We start from the raw sequence: 13803 nt of genomic DNA on the forward strand, positions 1-13803 counted from the left end.
GTGCCCTCGCCGCCGCTAGGCCGGCGCGATCCAGATGGCTCCGTTGGCGGGCAACGTCAGCCGGGCACACGCGGGACGGCCGTGCCAGGCTTCACTGTGTGCGGTCACCTGCCCGAGATTACCGGCGCCGGTTCCGCCGTACGCCGGTGCATCTGTGTTGAGGATTTCGTTCCACGCCCCGGCGACCGGAAGGCCCACGCGGTAGTCGGTGCGGGTGGTGCCGGAGAAATTGAAGATGCAGGCCACCACGGAACCGTCCGACCCCCATCGCAGGAAACTGATGATGTTGCCCGCGGTGTCGTTGGCGTCGATCCAGGAATAGCCGCTGGGTGTGATGTCCTGGCTGTAAAGGGCCGGGCGCCGACGGTATGTGCTGTTCAGGTCGGCGACGAGCGACTGGACACCCGCGTGCAGCTCGCCCTCCCAGCCTTCGAGCTGCTCCCACGACAGACTGCGGCTCTCGGACCATTCCGGGGTCTGGGCGAACTCCTGGCCCATGAAGAGCAACTGCTTGCCGGGATGGGCCCACATGTAGGCGAGTAGTGCGCGGACTCCGGCGGCCTTGGTCTGTGAATCACCCGGCATCCGCGTCCACAGTGTGCCCTTGCCGTGCACGACCTCGTCGTGGCTGATGGGCAGGACGAAGTTCTCGCTCCAGGCGTACATCAGGGAGAACGTGATCTCGTGGTGATGGAAGCTGCGGTGGATCTGATCACGCCCGAGATAACCGAGGGTGTCGTGCATCCAGCCCATGTTCCACTTCATGGTGAAGCCGAGTCCGCCCAGGTTGGTGTCTCGGGTCACGCCCGGCCATGATGTCGATTCCTCGGCGATCGTCACGACACCGGGGTGGTGTTTGTGGACGGTCGCGTTCATCTCCTGCAGGAACTGCACGGCCTCGAGGTTCTCGCGACCCCCGTGGATGTTGGGGGACCAGCCGCCGTCCGGACGGGAGTAATCGAGGTAGAGCATCGAGGCGACGGCGTCGACCCGCAGTCCGTCGATGTGGAACTCGTCGAACCAGTAGAGCGCGTTGGCAACCAGGAAGTTGCGGACCTCGGGTCGACCGAAGTCGAAAACGTAAGTGCCCCAGTCCAATTGCTCACCGCGCTGCGGATCACCGTGTTCGTAGAGGGGCGTGCCGTCGAAACGGGCAAGGGCCCAGGCGTCTTTGGGGAAGTGCGCCGGTACCCAATCGACGAGGACGCCGATCCCGAGCTCGTGCAGCCGGTCGACGAAGAAGCGGAAGTCGTCGGGCGTGCCGAAACGCGAGGTCGGAGCGTAGTACGAGGTGACCTGGTAACCCCACGATCCACCAAAGGGGTGCTCGGACACCGGCAGCAGCTCGACATGGGTGAAGCCGAGTTCGCTGACGTACGCACCGAGCTCGTCCGCGAGTTCGCGATACCCCAGACCCTGGCGCCACGACCCGAGATGTACCTCGTACACGCTCATCGGCTCGGTCAGCGCGTCCAGCTTCTCGCGGCGGTCCACCCACTCGGCATCGGTCCACTCGAACGACGTCTCGGGGATGATCGAGGCGGTGGCCGGCGGGACCTCGGCGGCCCGCGCCATCGGATCGGCCTTCTCCCGGACGACACCGTCGTTGCCGGTGATCCGGTATTTGTACGTGGTGCCCGGACCGATATGGGGCACGAACACTTCCCAGACCCCGGACGAACCGAGGCTGCGCATCGGTGCCGTATGCCCCCGCCAGCCGTCGAAACTGCCGATGACGGTCACGCCCTGGGCATTGGGCGCCCACACCGCGAAGCTGGTGCCGTCGACATCTCCGTCCGGCGTCGAGTACAGCCGCGACTGCGGGCCGAGGATTTCCCACAGTCGTTCGTGCCTGCCCTCGGTGAACAGATGGATGTCGAGCTCGCCGAGGCTGGGAAGGAATCGGTAGCCGTCGGCGACGACGAACTCGCGGGGGGTGCCGGTCGTGTCCTGATACGTGACGCGGTACCGGTAGTCGGTCAGCTCGGCGATCGGGATGGTGGCGACGAACAGGCCTGAATCCTGGTACGCGAGTGGGTAGTCGACGCCGCCGATCACAGCGCTCACCGAGACCGCATCAGGCTTGAGGGTGCGCAGGATCGTGTACTCGCCCGATGGATGGGCGCCGAGAACGCCGTGCGGGTTGTGGTGTGTACCGGACAGGAGCCTGTCGAGTTCTGACTTCTCGAGGGTGGCGTCGGGTGCGGTGTTGGACGATGTGGTCATGAGGGAGTCCTGAACGCGAGTGCGCTGCGCGCCGCCTCTGGCATGGGCGGGAGTGCAACGATGTGGGCAACGGAACGCCATGGTTCGAGCCGGACATAGTTGGCCTGGCCCCAGTGGAAGCTTTCGCCGGTCACTTCATCGATACCGCTGAAGCGGTCGTGCCAGTTGTAGCCGAGTGAGGGCATGTCCAGCCACACGGTTGATTCCTGGGCGGCGAACGGGTCGAGGTTGATGACCACGACCACGGTGTCGCCGGTGTGCGGGTCGAATTTCGAGAACGCGATGAGTGCGTCGTTGTCGATGTGATGGAACTTCAGGTACCGCAATTGCTGCAGCGCCGGGTGGCGCCTGCGGATCTCGTTGAGTGAGCGAATCCAGCCCTCGAGCGATTCGCCACGGCTGGCCGCCCCCTTGTAGTCACGGGGCCGCAGCTGATATTTCTCCGAGTCCAGATACTCTTCGCTGCCCTCGCGGACGGCCTGGTGCTCGAACAACTCGTACCCGCTGTAGACACCCCACGTGGGGGACAGGGTGGCTGCCAGGGCCGCGCGCAGCGCGAACATCGCCGGGCCGCCGTGTTGCAGGCTCTCGTGCAGGATGTCCGGGGTGTTGACGAACAGGTTGGGCCTGCAGACGTCTGCCTTGGCAGCGATCTCGTTCCCGAACTCGGTGAGCTCCCACTTGGCGGTCCGCCAGGTGAAATACGTGTAGGACTGCGTGAACCCCAGCTTGGCCAGACCGTACAGCCGGGCGGGCCGGGTGAAGGCCTCGGCGAGGAACAGCACGTCGGGGTCGCGTTTCTTGACCTCGATGATGAGCCACTCCCAGAAATCCGGCGGCTTCGTGTGCGGGTTGTCGACCCGAAAGATCTTGACGCCCTGCTTGACCCAGTGCAGCACGACCTTCAGTACGCCGCGGAAGATCCCGTTGCGGTCGTCATCGAAGTTGAGCGGGTAGATGTCCTGGTACTTCTTCGGCGGATTCTCCGCGTACCGGATCGTCCCGTCGGGTTCGATGGTGAACCAGTCGGGATGTTCGGTGGTCCAGGGATGGTCGGGCGCGCATTGCAGTGCGAGGTCGATCGCGACCTCCATGCCGAGTTCCTCGGTGCGCTGGCGGAAATAGTGGAAGTCGTCGAGCGTGCCCAGACGTGGGTGGATGGCGTCGTGACCACCGTCGGCCGAACCGATTGCCCACGGGGAGCCGACATCGTCGGGTCCGGCGGTGACGGAGTTGTTGGGCCCCTTGCGGTTCACCTCGCCGATCGGATGGATCGGTGGCAGATAGACCACGTCGAAGCCCATGTCTGCGATGCGGGGCAGATCTTCGGCGGCGGTCAGGAACGTGCCGTGAACCGGATGGCCCTCGTTGTCCCAGCCTCCGGTGGACCGGGGGAACATCTCGTACCAGGATCCGAACAGCGCACGGACCCGGTCGACCCAGATGCGGTGGGTCCGGCTCTTGGTGACCAGTTCGCGGACCGGGTAGTCGATCAGCAGGGTACTGACCTGCTCCGAGAGCGCCGGCGCGACGCGCACCGCGAGAACCGCCCGCTGGTCGCGCAGGACGGCGATGGCGCCGGTCAGCAACTCGCGGTCATCGGACGGAACGAGTGGGATCGCCTTTTCGAGCAGCTGCGCACCGCGCTCGATGTCGTTGGCGAGTTCGGAAGCGCCCTGACCGGCGGCGAGTTTCTTGTCCATGGCGTCGCGCCAGGTCGCGAACGGGTCGCTCCAGGCATCGATCCGGAAGGACCAATAGCCGACGGCATCCGGCGTGAACAGCGCGTTGAACGTGTCGGGCTCCGCGCCCGGCGACATCCGGATGTCGAGGTTCGCGCTCCGTGCCGGACCATCGACATGCAATGTGGCGGCGACGGCGTCGTGGCCTTCCCTCCAGACCGTTGCGCTTACGGGGACGGTCTCTCCGACAACCGCTTTCGCGGAGAACTGACCTGAGGAGACCACGGGGGCTATGTCATCGATCCCGATGCGCCCTATCACCTTCTGCGCCACCTTTCCAGGTTCTCGAGGGGTTCTGCTCTGTCATCGCTGTCGGTTCCACCGTATGCGACCGCGGCCGGTTCGGCGCGCGCTCGAGCGGCTCAGGCCTTGGTGTCGCCGCGCAATCTGCTCAGCGCTCCGCGGACCAACTGCGCATCCGAGGTTCGCCAGAAGGGTGGCAACGACGCCAGTAAGTAGTTGCCATATCGGGCCGTTGCCAAACGTGAGTCGAGGACGGCCACCACGCCGCGGTCCGAGGTGGACCGCAACAAACGGCCGGTGCCCTGGGCCAACAGCAGTGCGGCATGGCCGGCGGCGATGGCCATGAAACCGTTGCCGCCGCGGGCCTCGACCGCCTGTTGGCGCGCCAACAGCAGGGGATCGTCGGGGCGCGGGAACGGGATGCGATCGATGAGAACCAGATTCAGCGACGGGCCCGGGACGTCGACGCCCTGCCACAACGACAGGGTGCCGAACAGGCATGTGCTCTCATCGGCCGCGAACTCTTTGACCAGCGCACCGGTGGCACCTTCACCCTGGCACAGCACGGGTAGATCGATGCGGGCCCGCACGGCCTCGGCAGCCGCCTTGGCTGCGCGCATCGACGAGAAGAGACCGAGCGTACGGCCGCCGGCCGCGGTGATGAGTTCGACCATCTCATCGATGATGCGGGGCGAGAGCCCGTCCCGGCCCGGGGCGGGCAGGTGGCGGGCCACATAGAGGATGGCGGCCTTCTGATGGTCGAACGGCGAACCCACATCGACACCGTTCCAGGTGATCTTCTTCTTGTCGGATGGCGGCGGCTTACCGATGGCGGTGATGCTCTGCGCCGACTTGGTCGCCTGGGTCTGCGGTTCCGAGTCGTCGTCCGACCGCGGGCGATGCGGCGGCAGACCCCATTCCGCGGCCAGGCTGTCGAACGAACCACCGACGGTCAGCGTCGCCGACGTCAGGATCACGGTGGCGTTGGCGAACAGTGAGGCACGCAGCAGCCCGCCCACCGACAGGGGCGCCACCCTCAGTACTTTCTTCCGATCGCCGCGGACGAGTTCCTCGGCGACCCACACGACGTCCGGACGCCGGGCCGGGTCGGGGTCGTCGAACGCCCCCAGGATCCGGACCGCGGTGTCGTGCATCTCCTCCAAGGCGGTCAGCGCGGCCGATCGGGCCGCGCTGGCATCGGCGTCCAGTTCACCGCTGCGGCGCGGACCGATGGCGGTGTGCGCCCGCCACAACCGATCGCGCAGGGACGACAGTGCCAGGGGAGCGCCGTCGGGCAGCCCCGTCCACTGACCGGGGGCGAGTTCGTCGAGCATCACCTCGATCTGTTCGCTGCTGCCCGCGATGTCGTCGGAGAGTTCGTCGTCGATGAGTTTTCCGCAGCGTCTGGCCACACCGGCGATGGTGCCGCCCGACATCTCCGCGGTGGCCACCGACGTGATCCGGTCGGCGAGCTCGTGCGCCTCGTCGACCACCACGACATCGTGCTCGGGAAGGATCGCGGCCGGGCTCATCGCATCGATCGCGAGCAGGGCATGGTTGGTGACCACCAGATCGGCCTGACCAGCCTTCACTTTCGCCTTCTCGGCAAAGCAGTCGGCACCATACGAGCAGTTGGTGGCCCCGAGGCACTCGCGGGCGGTCACGCTGACCTGCCGCCAGGCGCGGTCGGAGACACCGGTGGCTAGGTCGTCGCGGTCGCCGGTCTCGGTATCGGAGGTCCACTCGCGCAGACGGGTGACCTCACGTCCGAGCCGGGAGGCGGCGAACGGATCGGGTTGACCGCCGCCGCTGAACAGGTCGTCGTCGGCCGGTTCGTCGAGCGTCCCGGCGTGGATCTTGTTCAGGCACAGGTAATTACCGCGACCCTTGAGGATCGCGAACTCCGGCGGCCTGCCGAGCGGCTTGGTGAGCGCGGTCGCGGTCCGGGGCAGATCTCGGTCGACGAGCTGGCGCTGCAGGGCGATGGTCGCCGTCGAGACGACCACCGTCTTGCCGGTGTCGACGGCATGACGCAACGACGGGACCAGATAGGCCAGCGACTTACCGGTACCGGTACCGGCCTGTACGGCGAGGTGTTCGCCGGTGTCGATGGAATGGGCCACGGCCGAGGCCATCTTCAGCTGGCCGTCGCGCCGGGCGCCGCCCAGTGCCGAGACGGCCTCGGCGAGGAGGTCGGGTACCTCGGGTATCGAACTCACTGCGGGTCTGTCATCAGATGTGGTCTCCTGCCGACGGCGGCACGAGTGTGACGCCGGCGCTGCTCATCTGGGCAATCGCGGCCGAGGTGGTCTCGGCGGCGACCCCGGCGCAGTAGCCGAGCAGGACCCGGGTCTCGAATCCCGCGGCAGCGGCGTCGAGCGCGGTGGCCCGGACGCAGTGGTCGGTGGTCAGACCGACTACGTCGACGGCGTTGATCTGACGATCGCGCAACCAGTCGACGAGCGGCGTGTCGGTGCTGTCGACACTTTCGAAGCCCGAGTATGCGGCATTGAAATGTCCCTTGGAAAAGGTGGCATCCGCGACGGAGGCGTCGAAGTGCGGATGGAAGTCCATGCCCGGCGTGCCCACGACGCAATGCCTGGGCCAGCTGTCGACGAAGTCGGGGGTGTCGGAGAAGTGAGCGCCCGGATCGATGTGGTGGTCGCGGGTGGTGGCGATCGCCTGGTAGCCGTGGTCGCGACGTGTGTACCGGGTGATCGCTGCCGCCACGTCGGCCCCGCCACGCACTGCCAGTGAGCCGCCCTCGCAGAAGTCGTTCTGCACGTCGACGATCAGCAGTGCGGTTCGAATATGTTCGCTCACAACAGATTCCCTACTCGATGAGACAAAACCATCCCTTACGATGACAACATCTGCCTATGGGCCGACGAAACGTGTGGGGATCGCGGGCTCGCCGTGGGACAGACCCAAACCTTCCCACGGCAGACTGACAAGGGCTTCGGCCAGGTGCTGCCGCGACTGCTCCAGGGTGGGGAGCCCGTCGACCGGTTTGCCATCTCTGACCAACGGGATCTGCAGCGGCCGCGACGACGACGTCAGTTCGGGCACCGCCGACCCGGTGGGGTACACGACCTCCTCGAGGATCGTCCCCGACGGTTTGGCCGTCCGCAGCGCGGTTTTGGCCCCACCGCGAGATTCCTTGCGGTTGGCACGTTTTGCCACCGGGATCCCGTCGACCTCGACCAGCTTGTAGACCATGCCTGCGGTGGGCGACCCGGATCCGGTCACCAGTGAGGTGCCCACGCCGTAGGCGTCCACCGGTTCGGCGCGCAGTGCTGCGATCGCATATTCGTCGAGATCGCCGGACACGACGATCCTGGTCTTCGTGGCACCGAGGTCGTCGAGCTGCTGACGGACCTGGCGGGCCAGCATGCCCAGATCGCCGGAGTCGATCCGGACGCCGCCGAGATCGGTACCCGCCACCTCGATGGCGTTGGCAACACCCTGGGTGATGTCGTAGGTGTCCACGAGCAGGGTGGTCCCGACGCCGAGGCGGGCGACCTGCGAGGCGAACGCCGCCTTCTCGTCCGGGCCGTCGGCGGTCGTGTGCAGGAGGGTGAAGGAGTGCGCGCTGGTGCCGGTGCTCGGGATTCCGTGCCGACGCGCGGCTTCGAGATTGGACGTCGCCGACATCCCGGCTAAGTAGCCGGCCCGGGCCGAGGCCACCGCCGCCTGTTCGTGTGTGCGCCGCGAACCCATCTCGATGATCGGACGGGAACCCGACGCGGTGACCATCCGGGCCGCCGCCGAGGCGATGGCGCTGTCGTGATTGATGATCGAGAGCGCGAGGGTTTCGAGAACGACCGCTTCGGCGAAGGTGCCACGCACGGTCAGGACGGGGGAGCCCGGGAAGTACAGCTCACCCTCCGGATATCCGTCGATGTCGCCGGAGAACCGATATTCGCCGAGCCACTCGACCGTCTCGGGGTCGAGGAACGGTTCGACCAGTGCCAGTTCTTCAGGGCCGAAGGTGAACTCGGCAAGTTGTTCGATCAGACGTCCGGTACCAGCGACAACGCCGTACCGGCGACCATCGGGTAGCCGCCGGGCGAACAGCTCGAATGTGCAGTTGCGATGCGCGCTGCCACTGGCGAGCGCGGCCGCGATCATGGTCAGCTCGTAGTGGTCGGTCAGCAGCGCTGTGTTCGATGCGGTCACTATCGGTACCCTAGGGCTTATGCGCGGACAGATGATGACCGCACCGCAGCGTGTTCACACCACGTTGGCGGCGGGCGACGGTCAGCACGAGGCTACCCCGTCCAGTACCGCCGTTGCCGAGCGCGACGAGGCACTGGATCGCCCATGGATGACCATCGTGTGGGACGACCCGGTGAACTTGATGCGGTATGTGACCTATGTGTTCCAGAAGGTCTTCGGGTACAGCGAAACCAAGGCTTCCGAGCTGATGATGCAGGTACACACCGAAGGGCGGGCCGTGGTGTCCTCGGGCGATCGCGACAAGGTGGAGCTCGACGTGCAGAAGCTGCATTCGGCGGGTCTGTGGGCCACCATGCAGCGAGACAGCTGACCCGGCGTGCGCAACTGGAAACGGCGTGGTTCCGGCGATCGTCTGCGGATCACCACCGAACTCGATCAACACGAATCCGATCTGATCGCCTCGCTGGTCACCTCGATGACCGAGCTGCTCGACGAACGGGAGTCGACCGCTCCGACCGATGAGCTCTCCGCGATGACGGGGATCGCGGCGGGGCACTCCACCCCACCGACCGATGCCACGCTGGGCCGGCTCTTCCCGGACTTTCATCGTCCCGACCAGGACGAGACCACATCGATGGACGCGGCGACCGGGGACATCAACGGCGCACTGCGCAGCCTGCACGAACCGCACATCATCTCCGCCAAACAGGAAGCCGCGCGGGTGGTCCTCGACTCATTACCGGACGGCGGCGGCCAGGTCTCGTTGACGGCCGGAGAAGCAGATCAGTGGCTTTCCGCGATCAACGACGTGCGCCTGGCACTGGGCGCGATGATCGGCATCAGCGAATCCACCCCCGACCAACTGCCCGAAGGCGATCCGATGGCGGCGCACCTGGACGTCTACCACTGGCTGACCGTGGTGCAGGAACTGCTCGTGGTCGCCCTCATCGGCAAGTGAGCCCCGGCCCGACTTCCCAAGTGAGGTTTGCATGATCCCCGGACCCACGGATTCCATCGCCGATATCGCAGGCATCCGGGTGGGCGGACATCAACGCCTCGATGACCACGTCACGGTCGCAACCGAGGACGCGGCCGGTGAAGGCTGGGCGACCGGCACCACCGTGGTGTTGCTGCCCGAGGGTGCGGTCGCGGCGGTCGATGTCCGGGGCGGTGGTCCCGGTACCAGGGAAACCGACCTGCTCGACCCGTCGAACACCGTGCAGCAGGCGCACGCCATCGTGCTGAGCGGTGGCAGTGCCTACGGACTGGCGGCGGCCGACGGTGTGATGACCCACCTCGAGAAGCAGGGCATCGGACTGGCGATGGACAAGCGTGGTTCGGTGGTGCCGATCGTGCCCGGCGCGGTGATCTTCGATCTCGCGGTCGGCGATTGGTCGGCCCGGCCCGATCGCGACTTCGGTGCCCTCGCGGCAGCGAACGCGGGCAGCTCGGTGGCGACCGGATCGGTGGGCGCCGGGACCGGCGCCCGGGCCGGTGCGCTCAAAGGCGGTGTGGGCACCGCGAGCATCACCTTCACCACCGGCCCGGCCACGGGCATCACCGTCGCGGCGCTGATCGTCGCCAACCCGGTGGGCGCCGTCATCGACCCGACCACCGGATTGCCATGGGGCGCACTTCCGTTCGAACTCGACCACTACGGGCTCAAGCAACCGGAGCCGGACGAGATCTCGAACCTGTCGGAGCTCACCGCCAAGTCGGGTCCGCTCAACACCACCATCGGTGTCGTGGCCACCGACGCGGCATTGGATCCGGCGTCGGTTCGGCGGGTGGCGATGACCGCACACGACGGACTGGCCCGCGCGATCCGGCCGGCCCATTCGCCGCTCGACGGGGACACGCTCTTCGCCGTCGCCACCGGATCGGTGACGCCGACGCCGGGGCCCGATGAGTCGCCCGAGGTCCCGCCGGGGATGAACCCACTCGTCGCTCTCGTCGCTGCGATCGGTGAGGCCGCTGCGACCGTGGTGCAGCGCGCCATCGTCGATGCAGTGGTTTCCGCCACACCCGTCGCCGGAATACCGACCTATCGGGGGACGTTGCCAACAGCGTTCGTGCCCGAATGATCTTCGGTCACCACCGGACCACAGATACGACAACTGCCCATAGGGCGTCAGGGGTTATCGAAGTGCTCACCATCAGCCGGTCGCTGGTTGATCAGATGGTCGCCCACGCCCGCGCGGATCACCCCGACGAGGCCTGCGGCGTGATCGCCGGACCCGAGGGCTCGGACCGCCCCGAGCGATTCATCGCGATGGTCAACGCCGAGCGGTCGCCCACCTTTTATCGCTTCGATTCCGTCGAGCAGCTCAAGGTATGGCGGGAGATGGACCGCAGCGACGAAGAGCCCGTGGTGATCTACCACTCGCATACGGCGACCGAGGCCTATCCGAGCCGCACCGACGTCTCGTTCGCCTCCGAGCCGAATGCCCATTACGTACTGATCTCGACCCGTGACCCCGAGACCGAAGAAATCCGTAGCTACCGGATCGCCGACGGCGAGATCACCGAAGAGCCGATCGACATCACCTAGAGGAGTTCACCATGGCAGTCAACGTTTCCATTCCGACGATCCTGCGCACGTACACCGACGGCAACAAGCGGGTGGAGTCCACCGGCGCCACCGTCGGCGAGTTGATCGACAATCTCGATGCGAGCCACAGCGGCCTCAAGGACCGGCTCATCGCGTCGGGCAAGCTGCATCGTTTCGTCAATGTCTATGTCAACGACGAAGACGTACGTTTCTCCGGCGGCCTCGACACCTCGGTGGCCGACGGCGACGAGGTGACGATCCTGCCGGCCGTCGCCGGTGGCTGATCTCCTCCCGACCCGAAACCTGTTGGTATGACACGCTATGAATCGCTCATCGACTCGGTGGGCCACACCCCGCTGATCGGGCTGCCGCGACTGTCGCCGCGCTGGCACGAGCGCGATGACGGTCCGGCCGTGCGGCTGTGGGCCAAACTCGAGGACCGCAATCCGACCGGTTCGGTCAAAGACCGTCCCGCACTGCGGATGATCGAGCAGGCCGAGGCCGATGGCCTGCTCTCACCCGGCGCGACGATCCTCGAACCGACCAGTGGCAACACCGGCATCTCGCTGGCGATGGCCGCAAAGCTCAAGGGCTACAACCTGATCTGCGTGATGCCCGAGAACACCTCGATCGAGCGCCGTCAGCTGCTGACGATGTTCGGCGCGCAGATCATCTCGTCACCGGCCGCCGGTGGATCGAACAAGGCCGTCGCGATGGCCAAGGAGCTGGCCGCCGAACATCCCGACTGGGTGATGCTCTACCAGTACGGCAACCCCGCCAACGCGCTGGCGCACTACGAGGGCACCGGTCCTGAACTCCTCGCGGACCTGCCGGAGATCACCCACTTCGTCGCCGGCCTCGGAACCACCGGGACCCTGATGGGCGTGGGCCGGTTCCTGCGGGAGAACAAGCCCGGCGTCGAGGTCATCGCGGCCGAACCGCGGTACGGCGACGAGGTCTACGGCCTGCGCAACATCGACGAGGGCTTCGTCCCCGAACTCTACGACGACTCGATTCTCACCAGCCGGTTCTCGGTCGAAGGACGCAACGCGGTCCGTCGTATCCGGGAGCTGATCGAGACCGAGGGCATCTTCGCCGGGATCTCCACCGGCGCCATCCTGCACGCGGCGCTCGGCGTCGGACGCAAGGCGATCAAAGCCGGTGTCCGCGCCGACATCGGCTTCGTGGTGGCCGACGCCGGATGGAAGTATCTGTCGACCGGCGCGTACGAAGGTAGCCTCGATGAAGCAGGTGAGGGGCTCGAAGGCCAGCTCTGGGCCTGACCGCGACACCCTTTTGCCACATTCGATCGGAGAACCAATGACCGGATCACTCGGTTCATCCGGCGCTGCCGACAGACAGACGCCTTCGGGTTCACGTTCGAAAGGACCGGCGTCCTGGCCGCTGTGGGCGCGGTCGGTCGTCATCATGGTCGTGCTGACCGCATTGCTGTATGTCATCGAGTTCATCGATGTGCTCAGCGACCGCGATCTCGACAGCGCCGGCATCGAGCCGCGCGACGTCGACGGACTGACCGGCGTCGCCGCCTCACCGTTTCTGCACGCCGACTGGGAACACCTGGCGGCCAACACCATTCCGGGCATGGTGCTCGGTTTCCTGGTGCTGATGGCCCGGCGGTTCCTGATCACCACCGCGATCGTGTGGGTGGTTTCCGGTGTGGGGGTGTGGTTGTTCGCACCCGAGTACTCGGTGACCGTCGGTGCCTCGGGCATCATCTTCGGCTGGCTCACCTACATCCTGGTGCGCGGCCTGTTCAACCGGAACCTCACACAGATCCTGATCGGTGTGGTGGTTTTCATGTTCTACGGCGGCATCCTCTGGGGTGTGCTGCCTGCCGATACGAATGTGTCGTGGCAAGGTCATTTCTTTGGCGCCGTCGGTGGCGTACTGGCGGCCTGGTACCTGTCCGGGCGAGATCGCAGACAGGCTGACGAGGCGACGCCACCGGCGCCGTACGGCACCACCAACTTCGGCAACCCCGGGAGCACCAGACTGTGAATTCAGACGCGTCAGCGAGTCCAGATGTCAACGCGCCGATCGGCATCTTCGATTCCGGCGTAGGAGGGCTCACAGTTGCCCGCGCGGTGATCGATCAGTTGCCGTCGGAGAACATCATCTACATCGGGGACACAGCCAACGGTCCGTACGGTCCGCTGACCATCCCGCAGATCCGGTCCCATGCCCTCGCCATCGGCGACGAGCTCGTCGAACGCGGCGTGAAGGCATTGGTGATCGCCTGCAACACCGCGTCGGCGGCCTGCCTTCGCGATGCCCGGGAGCGATACCCGATACCGGTGATCGAAGTGGTGCTGCCGGCAGTCCGGCGAGCGGTCGCGGCCACCCGCTCCGGACGCATCGGAGTGATCGGCACCGAGGCGACCATCGCCTCCCGCGCCTATGAGGACTCGTTCGCCGCGGCCCGGAACGCGGTCATCACGTCGGTGGCCTGTCCGCGATTCGTCGACTTCGTGGAGCGGGGGATCACCAGCGGGCGACAGGTACTGGGCTTGGCCGAGGGATACCTCGAACCCCTCGCCGCGGCCCGCGTCGACACCGTGGTCCTGGGCTGCACGCATTACCCGATGTTGTCGGGGGTCATCCAGCTCGCGGTCGGCGACGACGTGACACTGGTGTCCAGTGCCGAGGAAACGGCCAAGGACGTGCTCCGCGTGCTGACCGCGGGCGACCTGCTTCGCGGTCCGACGGACATCCCCGCAGAGCGCATTTTCCAGGCCACCGGCGATCCGGAATTGTTCGCGAAGCTCGCCAGTAGGTTCCTCGGACCTGCGATCGGAGCGGTCCAGCACGTCTGATCGCGATTCTGCCAACCGCGGATCGTGC

General features: G+C 66.3%; 13 protein-coding genes. 8 read left to right on the forward strand and 5 right to left on the reverse strand.

Annotation, left to right across the window (positions count from 1 at the left end):
* Window positions 1-15: 15 nt before the first annotated feature.
* From glgB to AC51GT_RS04435, 5 genes are all read right to left on the reverse strand, one after another.
* The gene (glgB, locus tag AC51GT_RS04415; protein ID WP_496328021.1) at window positions 16-2226 is read right to left on the reverse strand and encodes a 1,4-alpha-glucan branching protein GlgB; all 2211 of its coding nucleotides are present in this window, start codon (window positions 2224-2226) and stop codon (window positions 16-18) included.
* Window positions 2223-4229, reverse strand: coding sequence for a maltotransferase domain-containing protein (locus AC51GT_RS04420; protein WP_496328469.1), 2007 nt, complete (start codon window positions 4227-4229; stop codon window positions 2223-2225). Before AC51GT_RS04420 ends, glgB begins: the two co-directional genes overlap by 4 nt.
* A gap of 101 nt (window positions 4230-4330) precedes the next feature.
* On the reverse strand, window positions 4331-6430 hold the full coding sequence (locus tag AC51GT_RS04425; protein WP_496325439.1) for an ATP-dependent DNA helicase: 2100 nt from the start codon (window positions 6428-6430) through the stop codon (window positions 4331-4333).
* Between the two features lie 13 nt (window positions 6431-6443).
* Window positions 6444-7034, reverse strand: coding sequence for an isochorismatase family protein (locus tag AC51GT_RS04430; protein WP_496328022.1), 591 nt, complete (start codon window positions 7032-7034; stop codon window positions 6444-6446).
* 54 nt (window positions 7035-7088) lie between these two features.
* The gene (locus AC51GT_RS04435) at window positions 7089-8390 is read right to left on the reverse strand and encodes a nicotinate phosphoribosyltransferase (RefSeq protein WP_496325437.1); all 1302 of its coding nucleotides are present in this window, start codon (window positions 8388-8390) and stop codon (window positions 7089-7091) included.
* 34 nt (window positions 8391-8424) lie between these two features.
* On the opposite strand from AC51GT_RS04435, the gene clpS reads away from it, so the two are divergent.
* The 8 genes from clpS (at window position 8425) to murI (ending at window position 13775) form a co-directional block, all read left to right on the forward strand.
* Window positions 8425-8760 (forward strand): ATP-dependent Clp protease adapter ClpS, encoded by a 336-nt coding sequence (clpS, locus tag AC51GT_RS04440; RefSeq protein ID WP_496325475.1) that lies wholly within the window; start codon window positions 8425-8427, stop codon window positions 8758-8760.
* A 6-nt stretch (window positions 8761-8766) separates the two neighbouring features.
* On the forward strand, window positions 8767-9348 hold the full coding sequence (gene aosR, locus AC51GT_RS04445; RefSeq protein ID WP_496325436.1) for an oxidative stress transcriptional regulator AosR: 582 nt from the start codon (window positions 8767-8769) through the stop codon (window positions 9346-9348).
* A gap of 31 nt (window positions 9349-9379) precedes the next feature.
* Complete coding sequence (locus AC51GT_RS04450) at window positions 9380-10474, forward strand: P1 family peptidase (protein WP_496328023.1); 1095 nt, start codon at window positions 9380-9382, stop codon at window positions 10472-10474.
* Between the two features lie 62 nt (window positions 10475-10536).
* On the forward strand, window positions 10537-10941 hold the full coding sequence (locus tag AC51GT_RS04455; protein WP_496328024.1) for a M67 family metallopeptidase: 405 nt from the start codon (window positions 10537-10539) through the stop codon (window positions 10939-10941).
* Between the two features lie 11 nt (window positions 10942-10952).
* Complete coding sequence (locus AC51GT_RS04460; RefSeq protein ID WP_496328025.1) at window positions 10953-11225, forward strand: MoaD/ThiS family protein; 273 nt, start codon at window positions 10953-10955, stop codon at window positions 11223-11225.
* 27 nt (window positions 11226-11252) lie between these two features.
* Window positions 11253-12224, forward strand: a complete 972-nt coding sequence (locus tag AC51GT_RS04465) for a PLP-dependent cysteine synthase family protein (protein ID WP_496328026.1) — start codon at window positions 11253-11255, stop codon at window positions 12222-12224.
* 37 nt (window positions 12225-12261) lie between these two features.
* A complete protein-coding gene (locus AC51GT_RS04470; RefSeq protein WP_496328027.1) occupies window positions 12262-12960 on the forward strand; it encodes a rhomboid family intramembrane serine protease in 699 nt (232 codons plus the stop codon).
* On the forward strand, window positions 12957-13775 hold the full coding sequence (gene murI / locus AC51GT_RS04475; protein ID WP_496325432.1) for a glutamate racemase: 819 nt from the start codon (window positions 12957-12959) through the stop codon (window positions 13773-13775). The genes AC51GT_RS04470 and murI overlap by 4 nt, the downstream gene beginning before the upstream one ends.
* Window positions 13776-13803 lie beyond the last annotated feature (28 nt).

The organism is Williamsia sp. z34, from assembly GCF_059553395.1.

What these genes read in the sequence shown, in the direction of transcription:
- glgB (WP_496328021.1), bottom strand. Translation starts at nt 2,226, where the DNA reads ATGACCACATCGTCCAACACCGCACCCGACGCCACCCTCGAGAAGTCA.
- clpS (WP_496325475.1), top strand. Translation starts at nt 8,425, where the DNA reads ATGACCGCACCGCAGCGTGTTCACACCACGTTGGCGGCGGGCGACGGT.
- AC51GT_RS04450 (WP_496328023.1), top strand. Translation starts at nt 9,380, where the DNA reads ATGATCCCCGGACCCACGGATTCCATCGCCGATATCGCAGGCATCCGG.
- AC51GT_RS04460 (WP_496328025.1), top strand. Translation starts at nt 10,953, where the DNA reads ATGGCAGTCAACGTTTCCATTCCGACGATCCTGCGCACGTACACCGAC.
- AC51GT_RS04465 (WP_496328026.1), top strand. Translation starts at nt 11,253, where the DNA reads ATGACACGCTATGAATCGCTCATCGACTCGGTGGGCCACACCCCGCTG.
- AC51GT_RS04470 (WP_496328027.1), top strand. Translation starts at nt 12,262, where the DNA reads ATGACCGGATCACTCGGTTCATCCGGCGCTGCCGACAGACAGACGCCT.